The organism is Rhodococcus sp. WWJCD1 (assembly GCF_002258735.1).
Taxonomy (GTDB): Bacteria; Actinomycetota; Actinomycetes; order Mycobacteriales; family Mycobacteriaceae; genus Rhodococcoides.
The window spans coordinates 1-18,197 of sequence record NZ_NOXY01000014.1 but is presented as its reverse complement, the minus strand read 5'-3'; the positions used below and the strand labels follow the sequence as shown (position 1 = coordinate 18,197).

At 64.5% G+C, this 18,197-nt stretch carries 15 protein-coding genes; 10 read left to right on the top strand and 5 right to left on the bottom strand.

Going from position 1 to position 18,197, the window contains the following annotated elements; all coding sequences use genetic code 11:
• Nucleotides 1-74 precede the first annotated feature (74 nt).
• Nucleotides 75-1,466 (bottom strand): SLC13 family permease, encoded by a 1,392-nt coding sequence (locus tag CH286_RS10210; protein ID WP_094609148.1) that lies wholly within the window; start codon nucleotides 1,464-1,466, stop codon nucleotides 75-77.
• 136 nt (nucleotides 1,467-1,602) lie between these two features.
• On the opposite strand from CH286_RS10210, the gene CH286_RS10205 reads away from it, so the two are divergent.
• Nucleotides 1,603-2,538 carry a LysR family transcriptional regulator gene (locus CH286_RS10205; RefSeq protein ID WP_037153086.1) on the top strand — a complete coding sequence of 312 codons (936 nt, stop codon included), beginning with the start codon at nucleotides 1,603-1,605 and terminating at the stop codon, nucleotides 2,536-2,538.
• Here the strand turns inward: CH286_RS10205 and CH286_RS10200 are convergent.
• Complete coding sequence (locus CH286_RS10200) at nucleotides 2,522-3,193, bottom strand: GntR family transcriptional regulator (protein WP_032405075.1); 672 nt, start codon at nucleotides 3,191-3,193, stop codon at nucleotides 2,522-2,524. The two genes, CH286_RS10205 and CH286_RS10200, sit on opposite strands and share 17 nt — an antisense overlap.
• Nucleotides 3,194-3,359: 166 nt before the next feature.
• On the opposite strand from CH286_RS10200, the gene glyA reads away from it, so the two are divergent.
• From glyA to CH286_RS10160, 8 genes are read left to right on the top strand one after another with little or no spacing between them, the layout of a single operon-like run.
• On the top strand, nucleotides 3,360-4,640 hold the full coding sequence (glyA, locus tag CH286_RS10195) for a serine hydroxymethyltransferase (protein ID WP_094609147.1): 1,281 nt from the start codon (nucleotides 3,360-3,362) through the stop codon (nucleotides 4,638-4,640).
• Nucleotides 4,637-5,875 carry a sarcosine oxidase subunit beta family protein gene (locus CH286_RS10190; protein ID WP_032367894.1) on the top strand — a complete coding sequence of 413 codons (1,239 nt, stop codon included), beginning with the start codon at nucleotides 4,637-4,639 and terminating at the stop codon, nucleotides 5,873-5,875. Before glyA ends, CH286_RS10190 begins: the two co-directional genes overlap by 4 nt.
• 51 nt (nucleotides 5,876-5,926) lie before the next feature.
• Complete coding sequence (locus tag CH286_RS10185) at nucleotides 5,927-6,205, top strand: sarcosine oxidase subunit delta (RefSeq protein WP_032377699.1); 279 nt, start codon at nucleotides 5,927-5,929, stop codon at nucleotides 6,203-6,205.
• Nucleotides 6,202-9,045, top strand: a complete 2,844-nt coding sequence (locus CH286_RS10180) for a 2Fe-2S iron-sulfur cluster-binding protein (protein WP_094609146.1) — start codon at nucleotides 6,202-6,204, stop codon at nucleotides 9,043-9,045. The genes CH286_RS10185 and CH286_RS10180 overlap by 4 nt, the downstream gene beginning before the upstream one ends.
• Nucleotides 9,038-9,613, top strand: coding sequence for a sarcosine oxidase subunit gamma (locus CH286_RS10175; protein ID WP_094609145.1), 576 nt, complete (start codon nucleotides 9,038-9,040; stop codon nucleotides 9,611-9,613). Before CH286_RS10180 ends, CH286_RS10175 begins: the two co-directional genes overlap by 8 nt.
• A gap of 39 nt (nucleotides 9,614-9,652) precedes the next feature.
• Nucleotides 9,653-10,561 carry a dihydropteroate synthase gene (gene folP / locus CH286_RS10170; protein WP_176458207.1) on the top strand — a complete coding sequence of 303 codons (909 nt, stop codon included), beginning with the start codon at nucleotides 9,653-9,655 and terminating at the stop codon, nucleotides 10,559-10,561.
• On the top strand, nucleotides 10,558-10,968 hold the full coding sequence (locus CH286_RS10165; RefSeq protein WP_094609144.1) for a glycine cleavage system protein H: 411 nt from the start codon (nucleotides 10,558-10,560) through the stop codon (nucleotides 10,966-10,968). Before folP ends, CH286_RS10165 begins: the two co-directional genes overlap by 4 nt.
• Entirely contained in the window at nucleotides 10,965-12,347 is a 1,383-nt protein-coding gene (locus CH286_RS10160) for an L-serine ammonia-lyase (RefSeq protein WP_094609143.1), read from the top strand. Before CH286_RS10165 ends, CH286_RS10160 begins: the two co-directional genes overlap by 4 nt.
• 173 nt (nucleotides 12,348-12,520) lie before the next feature.
• Here CH286_RS10160 and purU read toward each other — a convergent pair whose 3' ends face one another.
• From purU to CH286_RS10145, 3 genes are all read right to left on the bottom strand, one after another.
• Nucleotides 12,521-13,369, bottom strand: a complete 849-nt coding sequence (purU, locus tag CH286_RS10155; protein ID WP_032405069.1) for a formyltetrahydrofolate deformylase — start codon at nucleotides 13,367-13,369, stop codon at nucleotides 12,521-12,523.
• Between the two features lie 25 nt (nucleotides 13,370-13,394).
• Nucleotides 13,395-15,860, bottom strand: coding sequence for a GcvT family protein (locus CH286_RS10150; protein WP_094609142.1), 2,466 nt, complete (start codon nucleotides 15,858-15,860; stop codon nucleotides 13,395-13,397).
• A gap of 177 nt (nucleotides 15,861-16,037) precedes the next feature.
• Nucleotides 16,038-17,549, bottom strand: coding sequence for a BCCT family transporter (locus CH286_RS10145; RefSeq protein ID WP_052058634.1), 1,512 nt, complete (start codon nucleotides 17,547-17,549; stop codon nucleotides 16,038-16,040).
• 495 nt (nucleotides 17,550-18,044) lie between these two features.
• On the opposite strand from CH286_RS10145, the gene CH286_RS10140 reads away from it, so the two are divergent.
• Nucleotides 18,045-18,197, top strand: a 153-nt coding sequence (locus CH286_RS10140) for an alcohol dehydrogenase catalytic domain-containing protein (RefSeq protein ID WP_176458206.1), incomplete at its 3' end; no start/stop codon positions are given.

The window sequence follows — 18,197 nt, the reverse complement described above, 5'->3', positions numbered from 1 at the left end:
TGCGACAGAGGATGTTCAAGCACAATTACGAAATATGTTCATGTCGTGCAGCAGCGCTTAACGCGTGTGCTCGGTCAGAACAGGGCAGGAACGACGACCAGGATCAACCAGCACAGGGCGGGCGCGACGGCCACGACGACTCCCGCATTGAGCAGCAGCTGACGGTAGAAGCGCGGGCGCTCGATGTTCTGTGCGTTGGCCAGCACGAGCGCACCGTTGGTCGAGAACGGCGAGACGTCGACGACGGTGGCCGAGATGGCGAGGGCAGCGACGACGCCGACGACCGGCAGTGCACCGGTACCCAGCAGCGGCATGGCCAGCGGGATGACGGCGGCCAGCAGCGCAGTGGAGGACGCGAACGCCGAAGTGATGCCGATGACGTAGCAGAGCACGATGGCTACGATGATCGGCGCGCCGATGGTGATCGCCATTTCGGCGAGATGATCGATGGTGCCGACTTCCTGCAGGATCGAGATGTAGGTGACCATGCCTGCAACCAGCAGAACCGTCGACCAGCTGATGTCTGCGATGGCTTCGTTCTGCTTCTTCAGATCCGTGAACGCCAGGACTGCTCCGGCTCCGATGGCGATGAAGCTGATCGGCAGGTGCAGGACGAGAACGAGCACCAGGAGTGCGCCGATGAGGAACAGCGTGAGCTTCTGTACGAACGTGACCGGGGCCGGCGCGTCGACCAGCGTGGTTGTTTTCGGACGAGTGAGCACCGCAGTGCTGCCGCCCGCTGAGCTGCCGCCGCCGGTACCGCCGCCGGTGGGGACGGACGTCTTGACCGGTGATCCGCCCACCGGGCCACTGCCGGGCGCGGGGTCGGTGGAGCCGGTTGCGGTGTACTCGAAGCCCTTCATGCGGGCCAGTGCTGCGTAGCCGACGACCGTCAAGACCGAGAGCAGCAGGTTGATGCCGTAGCTGGCGAAGAACAGCGTCCACGGGCTGAGCGCGAGGCCGTTGTTCTCGACGATGTCACGAACCAGAACGCCGGAAACGGAAATCGGGGAGAACGCTCCTGCGTGGGCACCGTTGATCACCATGATGCCCATGACCAGCGGGCTCATGCCGGTTCGCGCTGCGAACGCCATGGCTGCAGGCACGATCAATGCGACCGCGGCGGGGCTGAAGGTGCCCAGCGCCGTCAAGACCGAAGCGACGAAGAAGAACACCCACGGAACTACTGTCACTCGGCCGTGTACCGCTCGGATGCAGCTGTTCACCAGCAGATCGATGGTGCCGTTACGTTTGGCCGTACCGAAGAAGTAGGTGACGCCGACGATGGTCAACACTATCGAGCTGGGGAACTCGTTCAGGATTTCCTTGTCGTCGAATCCCAGTGCGAAGTACCCGACCACAAAGGCACCGATGAAGCCCAGGATGCCGATATTGATCGGAAAGAAGGTTGCGATCACGAACATCGCAACCAGTGCGATGAGCGGGAGGATCTCGATGGAAGTCATGGGCGTCTTTCAGGTGGTGGTAAGTGCTCGGTTACATCCGCACTCGAACGTTGTCCCTGTCACATTATTGACGCCTGGCTTTTAGGACAATATCGTTTTGCTACCTAGTCGTTTAGCTGAGCTGAAAGATATCCGCATGAACCACACGTTCGACGTCGTGACGTTGTTTCTTCTGCTCGACATCGCCGAGGCCGGCTCACTGACCGCAGGTGCCGAGCGGGCGAACATGACCCCATCCGCGGCGTCCCAGCGCATCAGCAAACTCGAACACGGCATCAAGCAGCCGGTGCTGACCCGCCTGCCACGCGGTGTACAGCTCACCGAAGCCGGCGAAATTCTCACCAGCCGCGCCCGCCTGTTCAGACGGGAGATGCGAGCGGCGAGCGGTGACCTCGAAGCAATCCGTGGGCTGGAACGCGGTTCGGTTCGGCTCGGCTCGTTTCCCACCGTCAGTGCGTCGCTGCTCTCCGACGCGTTGAAGGACTATCACTCGCGATGGCCCGATGTCGACGTTCGGGTTCGTTCGGCGGTGCGCCCACAGTTGCTCGACATGCTGCATTCGAGCGAAATCGACTTGGCGCTGCTGTGGAGCTATGCCTGGACGGAGGAGGCCGAACGATCGCTGTCACTCGAGCCACTGATGGAAGACCAGACCGTGCTGCTGCTGCCGATCGACGACGATCGACTGGAGCACGACGTGTCGCTGCACGATCTCGAAAGCGCGCGGTGGATCATCCGCAGCAACGACCACCCTGCTGCCGAAGTTCTGTATCGCAGTTGTCGCGTAGCAGGATTCGAGCCCGACGTCGTGTACGAGGCCCACGACTACCAGGAGATCGAGGCCATGGTGGCCGCAGGCGTCGGCATCGCGATGGTTCCTCGTTTGTCGGTGGTGCATCACCGACCCGACGTGACCGCGGTCGCCTTCCCGGAATCGGATCGGGTTCCCACCCGCGTCATCTACATCGCGTCACTCGCTCGGCGTCAGTACACCCCGGCGATGTACGCGATCTCGACCGCATTGAGAGGTGCCGCCGAGCGAATTGCGGCTGCTACTACAGCAACTCCCTGATTGCGTTCTCGAACCCGGTGACGTGTTCGAGGGTCAGTTCCGCCGCCGTGTCGGCATCACCGTCGATGATGGCCTGCAGCAGCACGACGTGTTCACGAACATGGCCGGCGACGTTCGGCAGTCGGTCGAGAAACAGGCACCAGATGCGGGTGGCATGTGCGTCGAGGCTGACCAGAATGTCTTCGAGGTGGGGATTTCCCGACGCCCGATAGATTTCCCGATGCACTGCAACATCTTTGCGCAGCACCTCACGTGAGTCGTCGGTGTCGTCGATGCTCGCAATGGAGGCCGCGAGTTCCGCCAGCCGGTCTCGCGCTGCCCGCGTGGCCGTGCGTGCCGCACGCGCCGAGGCCGCAGGCTCGAGCTGCTTACGAATCTCCGAGATGTTGGCCAGGTCGGTCATGTCGACGGCGGTCGCGAAGGTTCCACGGCGGGGGTACGCAACAACGAGTCGCTCGCGCTCCAGTCGTTTGAGGCCCTCACGAATGGGTGTGCGCCCCAGCCCCAACTGCTCGGCCAGACGGTCGTCGTTGATGGGTTCGCCCGGACGGATTTCCAGCATGATCAGCTGCTCACGCACTATTTCGTACGCTCGATCGGCGTTGGTACCGACGGACTGCGCTGCATCGATCACCGGTGGAATTCCGATTGTCATCTTCTCTGCTCACTCCCGGTCGATGCCCCGCCCTTGACGGCTCTGCGTTGTGATCTTACTCTATTGGCATCTTGATATATCAGTTCCAGATCATTGATCTTCCAGAAGGGCGGCCATCTTGACGCAGGACTTCGCACCGACGGCGACGGCACCGCACCCGAGGGGCGTGACGAACCGCGTACTCGCCGATCTCGATCCCGAGGTGCACCGCGCGATCAGTGCCGAGCTCGGCCGTCAGCAGAACACGCTCGAGATGATCGCCAGCGAGAACTTCGCGCCGCTGGCCGTGATGCAGGCACAAGGTTCGGTTCTGACGAACAAGTACGCCGAGGGCTACCCCGGCCGGCGCTACTACGGCGGTTGCGAAAACGTCGACGTCATAGAGCAACTCGCCATCGACCGGCTCAACGCTTTGTTCGGGTCGACGTTCGCCAACGTGCAGCCGCACTCCGGTGCTCAGGCCAATGCCGCTGCGATGGCAGCACTTCTGCAGCCGGGTGATTCGATTCTCGGTCTCGCACTCGCCCACGGCGGACACCTGACGCACGGCATGAAGGTGAACTTCTCGGGCAAGCTCTACGACGTCTCGGCCTACCACGTCCGTGAGCACGACCATCTCGTCGACATGGAAGAGGTGGAGCGCCTCGCCCACGAACACCGCCCCAAGCTGATCATGGCCGGTTGGTCCGCCTACCCGCGTCACCTCGACTTCGCCGAATTCCGCCGTATCGCAGACGACGTCGGCGCATACCTGATGGTGGACATGGCGCACTTCGCAGGTCTGGTCGCCGCCGGCCTGCACCCCTCACCGGTACCGCACGCACACGTGGTCACCTCGACGACACACAAGACACTCGGCGGCCCACGCGGTGGCGTGATCATCACCAACGATGCCGCTCTGGCGAAGAAGTTCAACTCGTCGGTCTTCCCCGGCCAGCAGGGCGGACCGCTAGAGCATGTCATCGCAGCCAAGGCGGTGTCCTTCAAGCTCGCTGCCGAAGAGGACTTTCGGGAACGACAGCAGCGCACCCTCGACGGTGCGAAGATCCTGGCCGATCGACTGCTGACCGACGACGCAGCGGCCGCAGGCATCGACGTGGTCTCGGGCGGCACCGACGTCCATCTCGTTCTCGTGGATCTGCGCAAGTCCGAACTGGACGGCAAGCAGGCCGAGGACAGGCTGCATCACGTGGGAATCACCGTGAACCGCAACGCAGTTCCGTTCGATCCACGGCCGCCCATGGTGAGCTCAGGCGTCCGCATCGGCACCCCGGCCCTCGCGACCCGCGGCCTGGACGCCACCGCGTTCGCCGAGGTCTCCGATGTCATCGCCCACGCATTGCGTCCCGACACCGACGACCGCGGACTCGATGCACTGCGAGTCCGGGTCGAATCCGTCGCCGCGCAGTTCCCCCTCTACCCCGACCTGACGGAAGGCTACCGATGACCGCCCCCGCAACCCCACCGGGCGCACATCTGCCCGATCACCCGGACTTCCTGTGGCGCAACCCCGAGCCGAAGAAGTCGTACGACGTCGTGATCATCGGCGGCGGCGGACACGGCCTGGCCACCGCGCACTACCTCGCCAAGAACCACGGCATCACCAATGTGGCTGTGCTGGAGAAGGGGTGGCTCGCCGGCGGAAACATGGCGCGCAACACCACCCTGATCCGGTCGAACTACCTGTGGGACGAGAGCGCCCGCATCTACGAGCACTCCCTGAAGCTGTGGGAGGGTCTCGCCGACGACCTCGACTACCCCATCCTGTTCAGCCAGCGCGGCGTCCTCAACCTCGCGCACAGCCTGCAGGACGTGCGTGACAGCGTGCGTCGCGTCGAGGCCAACCGCCTCAACGGCATCGACGCTCAGTGGGTCGACCCCGACGAGGTCAAGAAGCTGTGCCCGATCGTCAACATTTCCAGCGACATTCGCTACCCGGTACTCGGTGCGACGTACCAGCCGCGCGCCGGCATCGCCAAGCACGACTACGTCGCCTGGGGATTTGCCCGACGCGCCGACGCGGCCGGCATCGACATCATCCAGAACTGCGAGGTCACCGGTTTCACCACCGACGGCAACCGCGTCACCGGGGTCAAGACCACGCGCGGCGACATCGCCACCGGCCAGGTCGCTCTGTGCGCGGCCGGGCACACCTCCACTCTGACGGACATGCTCGGCATCAAGACTCCGCTGCAGAGTCATCCCCTGCAGGCCCTCGTCTCGGAGTTGCTCGAGCCGGTCCACCCCACGGTGGTCATGTCGAATGCCGTGCACGTGTACGTCTCCCAGGCGCACAAGGGCGAACTGGTGATGGGTGCGGGCGTCGACTCCTACAACGGCTACGGCCAACGCGGTGCGTTCCACATCATCGAACGACAGATGGCAGCTGCGGTCGAGTTGTTCCCCGTCTTCGCTCGCGCACATCTGCTGCGTACCTGGGCCGGCATCGTGGACGTGTGTCCCGACGCCTCCCCCATCGTCGGGCGCACGCCGTTCGACAACGTGTTCCTCAATTGTGGCTGGGGGACAGGCGGATTCAAGGCCACACCCGGTGCTGGATGGTGCCTGGCCGACACCATCGCCAACGACGAGGTGCACGAGTACATCGCACCGTTCAGTCTGGACCGATTCGTCACCGGCGCGCTGGTGGACGAGCACGGTGCCGCAGGCGTGGCTCACTAGTTTCTCCGCCCCGACACACGCAGCACCCGAACGAGAAATCCTGGAGTGGCAATGCAATTGATCGAATGCCCGTGGTGCGGGAGTCGAGAAGAGACCGAATTCCACTACGGCGGCCAGGCGCACATCGCCTACCCCGAGGAGCCCTCGGCCCTCACCGACGAACAGTGGGCGCACTTCGTGTTCTTCCGCGACAACCCCAAGGGGCTCTTCGCAGAACGGTGGAGCCACAGCGCGGGCTGCAGGCGTTGGTTCAACGCAGTACGAGACACCGCCACCTACCGAATCCACAGTGTCTATCGCCTCGACGACCCGAAGCCGGTGAACCCATGACCGCATTCCGCACCGCATCCGGCGGCCGCATAGACCGCACGAGCACCTTCGACTTCACGTTCGGCGGCTCGGCGCTGCAGGGACATCCCGGCGACACGCTGGCATCTGCGTTGCTCGCCAACGGCATTCATCAGGTGACCACCAGCATCAAGCTCGGCAGGCCCCGTGGATTCACCGCAGCATGGGCCGAGGACACCGGCGGACTCGTGCAGATCGAGGAGCCGTTCCCCGAGCCCATGCTGCTCGCCACCACGATCGAGCTGTACGACGGTCTGGTCGCTCGGGGCATCCCCGGACAGGGGCGTCTCGCCGAGATCTCCGACTCCGCCAAGTACGACGCCATGCACGCCCACGCCGATCTGTTGGTCGTCGGTGCCGGCCCGGCCGGTCTGACGGCCGCTCTGATCGCCGCCCGCAGTGGCGCTCGGGTGATCGTCGTCGACGATCAGAGCGAGTTCGGCGGTTCCCTGCTCGGCTCCGACGACGTCATGGACGGCCGGCCCGCACTGGACTGGGTGACCGACGCGGTGACCGAGTTGTCGACCTTCCCCGACGTGACACTGCTGCGCCGCACCACCGCGTTCGGTTCCTACGACGACGGCTTCGTCCTCGCGCTCGAGCGCCGCACCGATCACCTGGGGTTGGATGCGCCTGCAGCACTGAGCCGTCAGCGCGTCTGGCGCATTCGATCGCGTCACGTCCTGGTGGCCACCGGTGCCCACGAACGTCCGGTCGTCTTCACCGACAACGACCGCCCCGGAATCATGCTGGCGCACAGCGCACGTACGTTCCTGCATCGCTACGGCGTCACAGTGGGCACCGACGCCGTGGTCTTCACCACCAACGACAGTGCGTACAAGGCAGCCGTCGATCTGCACGACGCAGGGGTCCGCATCACGAGCATCGTCGATGCCCGCGCCGCGGCACCCGAGTACTGGATCGGTCTGTGCCGCGAACGCGGCATCGAGGTGCGCACCGGGAGCGTCGTGTCCGGCACCCGCGGCGGCACCCGCGTCACCCATGCACTGGTGACCGGGGCCGACGGTTCCACCGAAGCTCTCGGCTGCGACGTACTGCTCGTCAGCGGTGGTTGGAACCCCGCGGTGCACCTGTTCAGCCAGGCTCGCGGAAAGTTGCGCTACGACGGTGAACTCGGCGCATTCGTGCCTGCGGACGACGTCGAGGGCATCAGTGTCGCCGGGTCGGCATCGGGGGTCTTCGATCTGGCCGGATGTCTACGTGACGGCGGCTCGGCTGCGGCAGGTGCGCTGACCCGTCTCGGCTTCGATGCTCCCGAAACCTCGCTTCATGTGGTCGATTCCGTGCCCAGCAGCGAGTCGCTGGTGCTGTGGCGGGTGCGCGACGACGCAGGTGCCGACAGCCAGTTCGTCGACGTGCAGCGCGACGCGACCGTCGCCGATCTGGTCCGCGCCGTCGGGGCAGGCATGTCCTCGATGGAACACATCAAGCGTTACACCACGATCGGCACAGCGCACGATCAGGGCAAGACCTCCGGTGTGGTGTCCTCGGGCATCGTGGCGGAACTGCTCGACAAGCCGGTGGAGAACCTGGGCACCACCACGTTCCGACCCCCGTACACGCCGGTGGCGTTCGCGGCGTTGGCCGGACGCAATCGCGGCATAGCGTTCGACCCGGAACGGGTTACCGCAGTTCATGATTGGCACGTCGAACGCGGTGCCGTCTTCGAGGACGTCGGGCAGTGGAAGCGGCCCCGCTACTACCCACTTCCCGGTGAAGAGATGCACGACGCCGTGCTCCGCGAGTGTGCGGCCGTGCGTTCGGGCGTCGGCATGCTCGACGGTTCGACTCTCGGCAAGATCGACGTGCAGGGCCCCGATGCGGGTGTGGTGCTGGACATGTTCTACACGAACATGATGAGCACGTTGAAGGTCGGCATGGTGCGGTACGGCGTGATGTGCGGTGCCGACGGCATGGTGATCGACGACGGCACCGTGATGCGTCTGGCGGACGACCGGTTCCAGGTGTTCACCACCACCGGTGGCGCAGCAGGGATGCTCGACTGGATGGAGGAGTGGCTGCAGACCGAGTGGCCGCACCTCGCGGTTCGGCTGACGTCGGTGACCGAGCAGTGGGCCACGTTCCCCGTCGTCGGACCGCGATCTCGCGATCTCGTCGGCGAGATCTTTCCCGAACTGGACGTCACCAACGAGTCGTTCCCGTTCATGGCCTGGCGAGACGCCTCGATCGACGGGGTACCGGTACGCGTGGCACGCATCAGCTTCTCCGGTGAACTGGCCTTCGAGGTGAACATCGATTCCTGGCACGCGCACGCACTGTGGTCGCGGCTGATCGACGCGGGCGAGAAGTACCACATCACCCCGTACGGCACCGAGACCATGCACGTGCTGCGCGCCGAGAAGGGCTACCCGATCGTCGGCCAGGACACCGACGGCACCGTCACCCCGCAGGACCTCGGCATGAGCTGGGCGGTGTCGAAGAAGAAGCTCGACTTCATCGGAAAGCGGTCGTTCGACCGCGCCGAGAACCGAAACCCGTTGCGCAAGCAGTTCGTCGGCCTCCTGCCGGTCGACCGGGAGACCGTCCTCCCGGAGGGCTCGCAGATCATCGAGCATTCCGACAGCGGCGTCCTACCCGAACTTCCGGTGCCGATGCTCGGCCACGTCACGTCCAGTTACGCCAGCGCAGAATTGGGCCGCCCGTTCGGGTTGGCCCTGCTCGAGGCCGGACGTGACCGACTCGGCGACATCCTGCACGTCCCGGTGGGCGACACCCTGATCGCCGTGGAAGTCACCGGCTCCGTACTCGTCGATCCGGAAGGTAACCGCCGTGATGGCTGACCGACTCGCCACCAGAAGCCCACTCGCACAGACAGTCCTGCCGGACTCGCCTGCTGTCCGCATCGTGGAGGAACCGTTCTTCGCCGGGATCGACCTGTGGGTCGACCCGAGCGGACCGGGCGGGGCCGCTGCCTCGGCCGAGCTCGGCACCGAACTCCCCGGCCCCGGCCGCGTCGCCGAAGGAACGAACACCACCGCCATCTGGCTCGGTCCCGAGGAGTGGCTGGTGATCGGAGCCGGCATCGACCCGGTCGACCTGGAACACCGTCTCGGTTCGGCCGTTCGCGCGCACCGGGGCGCGGCAACCGACGTGTCCGCTCAGCGAACCAGTCTGCGGCTGAGCGGTTCTCGGGCCCGCGAGGTCCTGGCGAAGGGATGCTCGATCGATCTGCATCCCGGCATTTTCCCGGCGGGATCGACGGTCCAGACGATGCTGGCGATGGCAGGCATGATCCTGATTGCCTGTGACGACACGGGAACGGACTACCGCATCCTCGTGCGCTCGTCGTTCGCACGCTATCTCGCAACCTGGTTGATCGACGCGGCCGAGGAATACACCGACGTCTGATCGACCCGTTGGACTCGCGCGAGAGAAAAGGTGACCGCAGTGCTCACGACCGTCTCCACAGCAACACGGGCAGCCGATGCCCGCGATCGACTGCTGACTCGACTGACCACCTCACATCCCGTGGTCTGTGGGATCGTCAACGTGACCCCGGATTCGTTCTCCGATGGAGGTCTGTTTCTGGACTCGGATCGTGCTGTGGCCCATGCACTGTCGATGGTCGACGACGGAGCCGAGTTGCTCGACATCGGCGGTGAATCGACCCGGCCCGGGGCTACCCCGCCTACTGTCGAGGAGGAGATCGCCCGAGTCGTCCCGGTGATCGACGCATTGTCCAGACGTACGTCGACACCGCTGTCGGTCGATACCTCACGCCCCGAGGTGATGCGGGAAGCGGTGCGCGCCGGGGCGAGCGTCATCAACGACGTTCGTGCCCTTCGCCTTCCCGGTGCACTCGATGCAGCAGCCGAGCTGGGCGCCGCCGTGTGCCTGACGCATATGCAGGGCGAGCCGTCGACGATGCAACATTCCCCTCGCTACGGCGACGTCACCGCGGAGGTGTGCGAGTTTCTCGAAGACCGGGCTGCCGAATGCATCCGGGCCGGGATACCGCCGTACCGCATTCTGGTAGATCCCGGGTTCGGATTCGGCAAGACCCTCGAGCACAATCTGCAGCTGCTCCAGGGCCTTCGGGCGCTCACCGCGTCCGGCAGGCCGATCATGGCGGGTGTGTCCCGAAAGGGAATGATCGGTGCCATCACCGGCAGAGAGGTCGACGACCGGCTCGCCGGATCACTCACCGCCGCGATCATTGCGGCCCAGCACGGGGCGTCACTCCTCAGGGTTCACGACGTCGCCGCCACCATCGACGCACTGGCCGTGATGCGGGCACTGCGTTCACTCGACTCGAATCCAGGTCAATCCACGAAGAATGCCGAGGCCACCTCATGACTGCAGCCCTCTCCTCTGCCCGCCGACACTTCAGCACCGAACACAGCTGGATGGCCGTCGACCCGTTCGGCTCCCCTGCTCAGACCCCCAGTCGAGTGGGCGTAACGCCGACGGCATTGGGCGGCGCGGCCGACATTCTCGGCGTCGACCTGCCGACGGTGCGTACCGTGCTCACCGCAGGTGAGGCCTGCGGCACCATCCGCACGTCCACTGGGTCGGTCACGGTGTTCGCTCCGGCTAGCGGCATGGTCACCATCGTCAATCCCGTTGTGCTCGAGGATCCCTCGAGCGTCGCCGCAGACCCGCTCGGCACCGGCTGGCTGTTCGCCGTCCTGACCCCCGCTGCCTCGTCGTTCGACGATCTCACCACGCGCGAGCCGACCGACGCAGCTCGGGTGGGCTCATGACGATCAGCGTGTTCGACCTCTTTTCCGTCGGGGTCGGACCCTCGAGTTCGCACACGGTCGGTCCAATGCGTGCGGCTGCTCGGTTCGTCGACGACCTGCGCACCATGTCTGCCTTCGAAGACGTCCGTGAGGTGGCCGTGGACCTGTACGGTTCGCTGGCCGCGACCGGAGCGGGACACGGCACCATGACCGCAGTGCTGCTCGGCTTGGAAGGGCTTCTGCCCGAAACCATTTCCACCGAGGTGATGGAACAGCGGCAAGCGTCGATGGCGGCCACCGGGCGCATTCTGTTCGGCGGTACCCGCGAGATCGACCTCGCGGTGGACGACATCGTGCTGCGCCCGTTGACAGTCTTGCCGTTCCACCCCAACGGAATGAAACTGACTGCGCGCGCCTCGGATTCGACCGAACTGCACACCGAGACCTACTTCTCGGTGGGTGGCGGCTTCGTGGTGACCGAGGCCGAAAGCGTCGAGGCCGTCGCGCCACTCGCCTCCGCGAACGGGTTCGCGTCGGCCAAGGAACTGCTTCAGATCTGCGAACGGCGACGCTGCAGCATCAGCGACGTCATGACCGAGGTCGAGCTCGAACGCCGCACGCTCGACGCGATACGAAATGGGCTGCTGCACATCCGGGACGTCATGGTCGAGTGCGAGGTTCGCGGCATCTCCCGCGACGGCTATCTCCCGGGCGCGCTGCAAGTGCGGCGCCGAGCCAGGGACTGGTTCCTGCGACTCGACGCCGAGGATCCGAACCGTTCGAGCGAATTCGCCGAGGACTGGGTCAATCTCGTCGCGCTCGCGGTCAACGAGGAGAACGCGTCGGGCGGGCGAATCGTGACAGCCCCCACCAACGGCGCGGCCGGCATCATCCCGGCCGTGCTGCACTACGCCACTCGCTACACCGCCAACGGGGTCGCCGATCCCGATGGCAGCACAGTGCGCTTTCTGCTCACCGCAGGCGCGATCGGGTCGCTGTACAAGGAGATGGCGTCGATCTCCGGTGCCGAAGTGGGCTGCCAGGGTGAGGTGGGTTCGGCTGCGTCGATGGCCGCAGCCGGCCTGGCCGAGGTACTGGGCGGCACACCCGAACAGGTGGAGAACGCCGCCGAGATCGCCATGGAACACAGCCTCGGTCTCACGTGCGACCCCATCGGCGGGCTGGTTCAGATTCCGTGTATCGAACGCAACGCGATCTCCGCCGGTAAGGCGATCAACGCAGCTCGTATGGCGTTGCGCGGTAACGGTACTCATCGCGTCAGCCTGGATCAGGTGATCGAGACCATGCGCTCCACCGGGGCAGACATGCACTCGAAGTACAAGGAGACCTCCAGCGGTGGACTCGCGATCAACGTGCCGGTCAACTTCGTGGAGTGCTAGAGCGTGGAGTGCTAGACCCCGGGGACCTCGCACCCCTTTTCGAGGGTGCGCGTCGATTCTCTGCAGAGGGAACCGGCGCGCACTCTGCAAAAAGAGTGTGAGGTTCACGCACCACCGCACCAGATGACCAAGGGCCCGTACCGATTCGGTACGGGCCCGTCGTGGGTGTCGGCTCAGCTGAAGATGACCGTCCGGTGTCCGTGCAGCAGGACGCGATTCTCGCAGTGCCAGCGCACCGCTCGCGAGAGTGCGAGAGCCTCGGCATCCTGTCCGACGGTGGCCAGACGAGACGGATCGTGAGTGTGGTCGATACGAATAACCTGCTGCTCGATGATCGGGCCCTCGTCGAGATCGGGGGTGACGTAGTGCGCCGTCGCACCGACCTGCTTGACGCCCCGGTCGAAGGCCTGGTGGTAGGGCTTCGCGCCCTTGAAGCCGGGCAGGAAGGAGTGGTGGATGTTGATTGCCCTGCCGTGCAACGCTCGACACGTCTCATCGGAGAGCACCTGCATGTACCGGGCCAGCACCACCAGGTCCACCTCGTACTCGGCGACGAGGTCCAGCAGACGCTGCTCGGCCTCGGCCTTGGTACCCGGGGTGACGGGGACGTGGACGAACGGCAGCCCGGCAGCCTCCGCCATCGGCCGCAGCACTTCGTGGTTGCTGACCACGGCCACCAGTTCTCCGCCGAGATTCTGTGAACGCCAGCGGAAGATGAGGTCGTTGAGGCAGTGCCCCATCTTGGAGACCATGACGAGCACGCGCGGCTGACTGCAGCCGTTGAAGGTGTACATCATCGCGAATCGATCGGCCACCTCCCGGAAACTCTCGGTCAGCTTCTCGATGTCGGTGGTTCGGCTGGCCACGAACGACGTGCGAAGGAAGAACGAGCCGTCCGTCGAGTCGTCGAACTGTTGGTGCTCGGCGATGTCGCAGTCGTTGTCGAAGAGGAACGCACTGACGGCCCGGACGATGCCCGGCCGCTGTCCACAGCTGAGCGTGAGAGTGAAGTTCTCGGTCATCGAATCTCCTGGTACTGGTGGGTCGTCAGCTGCGGATCTTGGCCATCTCGGGGTCGACGAGGGGCTCGGCCACGACGGTGGCGGACACGAGCCGATCGAAGTATCGAATCTGTACTGCTGCACCGGGTTCTGCGCTCCGTGCCGGCACCCAGGCGTAGGCGATCGGCGCGCCGACGGTATGTCCGAACGAGGCGCTGGTGATGTAACCGGCAGGTTCGCCGTCCACCAGGACGGGCTCGTGGCCGAGTACCACCGACGTGCCGTCGTCGATCTTCAGGCAGACCAACTTCTTCGAGACGGTGTCGTCGGACATTTCGAGGACGGCATCGCGGCCGCGGAATTCGCCCTTCTGCGGGCGTACCGCGAAGCCGAGGCCGGCCTCGTAGGGGTTGTGTTCGGTGGTCATGTCGGAGCCCCACGACCGGTAGCCCTTCTCCATACGCAGGCTGTTGAACGCAGCGCGCCCACCGGCGATGATGCCGAACTCGGAACCGGCCTGCCACAACATGTCCCAGAGTCGCTGACCGTAGTCGGCAGTGGTGTACAGCTCCCACCCGAGCTCGCCCACGTACGACAACCGCATTGCTGTGACGGGTACTCCCCCGATCCGAACCTGCTTGCAGCGGAAGTACTTGAAGTTCTCGTTGGAGAAGTCGTCCTGGGTCAGCTTCTCGACGACGTCGCGGGCATGCGGACCCCACAGACCGATGCAGCAGGTGGAGCCGGTGATGTCGTCGACGGTGACGCTGCCGTCGCTCGGCGCTTCGCGGCGGAGGTAGTCGTAGTCGAGATTGCCGTTGGCGCCGACTTGGAATTCGTCGGCCGACAACCGCGCAACGGTGAGATCGCTTCGCACGCCGCCCTTCTCGTCGAGAGCCAACGTGTACGTCACGGCTCCGACGGTCTTGTCCATCTTGCCGGACGTCAATCCCTCGAGCAGGGCCAGCGCACCGGGGCCGCGCACCCGCAGCCGCTTGAGCGGGGTCATGTCGTACATGGCGACGGATGTACGGGTCTTCCACGCCTCGGCCGCGGCGATGGGCGAATGGAACATCGATGCCCACTCGTCACGCTTGGGCGGTTGCCACTCGGCGGGAAGCTGTTGCACCAGATCGGCATTGGCCTCGTACCAGTGCGGGCGTTCCCATCCGCCGCCTTCGAGGAACACCGCACCGAGTTGGTGCTGCCGCGCGTTGAAGGGGCTGACCCGAACATCGCGCGGGGACAACCGCGGCTGCGAGGGATGCAGAACGTCGTAGATCTCGACGAAGTTCTGCTGCGAGGTTTCGCTGACGTATGCAGGATCGAGCTGGAAGTCCTCGAATCGGTTGACGTCACACCCGTGCAGTTCCACCTCGGAGCGTCCGTCGACCAGCAGCTGCGCGATGGCCCTGCCGACGCCGGCCGAGTGAGTGACCCATACGGCCTCAGCGATCCAGAAGCCCTTGACGTCCGGAGACTCGCCGAGCAACGGTCCGCCGTCCGGCGTGAACGAGAAGACTCCGTTGAAGCCGTGGTCGATCTTGGCAGTCTCGAGGCACGGCAGCAGGAGCTTGGACTGCTCCCACGACGGGGCGAAATCCTCCTGCGTGAAGTCGAGCATGGACGGCATGGCCTCGTCGGACACACCGTCTCCGCCGGGCAGGGTCTTGGTGTCGACGGGCATCGGGCGGTGGGCGTAGCTGCCGATGCCGAGACGGTCGACGTGCTCGCGGAAGTACAGGTCCTGATCCTGGTGACGCAGGATGGGCATGCCCGCCTCGGCGGCTTCGGTGTTGCGTCCCACCAGTTCCGGGATCTGGTCGGTCTTGGCGTACTGGTGCGCCAGCGGCAGCAGCGGCACCTTCATGCCGACCAGTTCGCCCACATCGGGGCCCCAGAAGCCGGCGCAGGAGACCACGATGTCGGCTTCGATCACGCCGTGATCGGTCGCCACACCGGTGACTCGGCCACCCGTCTGTTCGATACCGATGACCTTGGTGGAACCGCGGAAAACGGCTCCGCGCGATTCTGCGCGTCGGGTCAGTGCCACAACGGCGCGGGACGCCTTGGCAAGACCGTCCGTCTCGACGTACAGACCGCCGAGGACACGCGAACGATCCAGCAGCGGGTGTAGTTTGGCGCATTCGGACGGGTCGATGACCGATCCTTCGATTCCCCAGGACGTGGCCCAACCCTGCTTTCGGTGCAGGTCGGCCAGACGCTCTTCGGTGGTCGCCACTTCGAGGCCACCGAGCTGATTGAAGCACCACTGCCCGTCCACCTCGAGGCCCATGAACTTCTCGACCGTGTATCGGGCGAGTTCGGTCATCGTCTTGGATGCGTTGGTCTGGAACACCAGTCCCGGTGCGTGCGAGGTGGATCCACCCGTGAGAGGGAGCGGCCCCTGATCGAGCACGGTGATGCGATCCCAACCGCGCGCGGTGAGCTCGTCGGCCACGTTGGTACCGACGATGCCGGCGCCGATGATGACAACTCTCGGTGAACCCATGGTGGTCCTTCCGTATCGGGGTGGAGAGATGGAGCTCGGCCGGGACGATCGACGGCCTGCACGACAACTAACCATAGATTGATATATCAAGAGTATGGGCAGGGGTGGATGTGGTCAACCCCCGAAATGCCGTCGGTGCGGGACGCACGTGTACGCGTCCCGCACCGACGGCTCACTTCACTTGTCGGACTTGACTTTCGGCGGAGCCTTGGGGCTCTTGACGATGAACGGGTCGTTCGTGACGTCCTTGTACAGCGAGACACACGTTCCGATCATCACCAGCACGAACGGTGCCGCCACGATGATGGTCATCGTCTGCAACCCGTTGAGGGCGTCCGATCCTCCCGTCCACAGCATCAGGATCGCAATGCCGCCGGTGACCACACCCCAGAAGGCGACAACCCCGCGGGACGGATCCAGGGTGCCTCGTTGCGACAAGGTTCCCATCACGATCGAGGCGGCATCGGCCCCACTGACGAAGAAGATGCCGACCAACACCATCACCAGCACGGACGAGATGCCTGCCAACGGGAAGTGGTCGAGAACCGCGAACAGCTGCGATTCCGGCTTACCGAGGGCCACCAGGTCTTCGGTCCCCTTCTGCTGCTCGCCGATTGCCGCTCCACCGAAGATCGAGAACCAGACCAAGCTCACCGACGTCGGGATGAGAATGACACCGATGACGAACTGGCGGATGGTGCGGCCACGACTGATGCGAGCGAGGAACATTCCGACGAAGGGGGTCCACGAGATCCACCATGCCCAGTAGAAGATCGTCCAGGACGAGAGCCAGGACTCGGTCTCGGGACCACCGGACGCCGCCGAACGCGCCGACATGCCTGCGATGTGGGCGGCATAGTCACCGAGGGTGGTGGGCAGCAGGTTCAGGATCAGCACCGTCGGCCCGAGAACGAACACGAACAACGCGAGCACGAGGGCCAGCACCATGTTGATGTTGGAGAGCCACTGAATTCCCTTGGAGATCCCCGACACTGCCGAGGCCACGAACGCGAGCGTCAGGATGGCGACGACGGCGACGAGCAGAAGCGTCCCCGCTTGGTTGACCCAGCCGAGAACCTCGATTCCCGAACCGATCTGGAGTGCACCGAGACCGAGGGACGCCGCGGTGCCGAACATCGTGGCGAAGATCGCCAGAATATCGATGACCTTGCCGATGGGGCCCTCGGCGTGACGACCGATCAGCGGAATGAACGAGGAGCTGATGAGCTGCTTGCGGTCCATCCGATACGTGCCGTAGGCGATGGACAATCCGACCACGGCGTACATCGACCACGGGTGCAATCCCCAGTGGAAGATGGCCGTCGAAAGCGCAGTTCCCACAGTCGAATCGGTGATTCCGGGCGGTGGGGTGACGAAGTGAGTGAGCGGCTCGGCCACTCCCCAGAAGATCAAGCCGATTCCCATGCCGGCGCTGAACATCATCGCGATCCAGCTGACAGTGTTGAATTCGGGCTTCTCGCCGTCTTTGCCGAGCGGAATCTTTCCGTATCGGCTGAGCGCGAGCCACAGCGCGAAGATCACGAACCCGGTGGCCGAGAAGATGAACAGCCAGCCGACGTTCGTCACCACCCAGTCCAGTACGGACGCGTTGACGGACTTCATGCTCTCGGTGCCGAGGATGCCCCACGTCAGAATCGCGATGACGATGGCGGCGGTGATACCGAACACCACCTTGTCGGTGCGCGGTTTGCCCTCCTCTCCGTGGTGATAGACCTCGAGGGGGCCGTACTGATGAGGGGCATGTTCTTCGGGTGACGCGACCCGAGTCTTGTCGCCCCGGGGTTTGCTGTTCGTTGTCACATCGTTCTCCCTCCGGCTCTCGCCGAATAGGTATGTCGCCCGTGCACGCAGCGTGGATGGTCGGATAGATGCGCGACGCGTTGCTCTCTGCGCAACTTCGATTTGCTTGAACTCGAACAAGACTGAGCCGACCCGAGGGCTATGTCAAGAGATGGCAATGCGCATCGATGCATTCGACACGCTAATTCTTTACCGAACATGGGCTCTTACCTGCGAACACTCAAGTGAACGCGCGACACCTGAACCGAATTCGATACTCGCATTTAACATTCGATACTGTCCGGTAACTGATATATTAACTTGATTCCAACACCTGTAGCGACGTCGAACGCCGCTGCTCAACTACTCCCAGGAGCATCCACCATGCCGCAGCAGGTCCGCGCCGTCGTCGCCAAGAGCAAGGGCGCACCCGTCTCGATCGAGACGATCACCATCCCCGATCCCGGCCCCAACGAGGTCGTCGTGAAAATCCAGGCCTGCGGGGTCTGCCACACCGACCTGCATTACCGCGAAGGC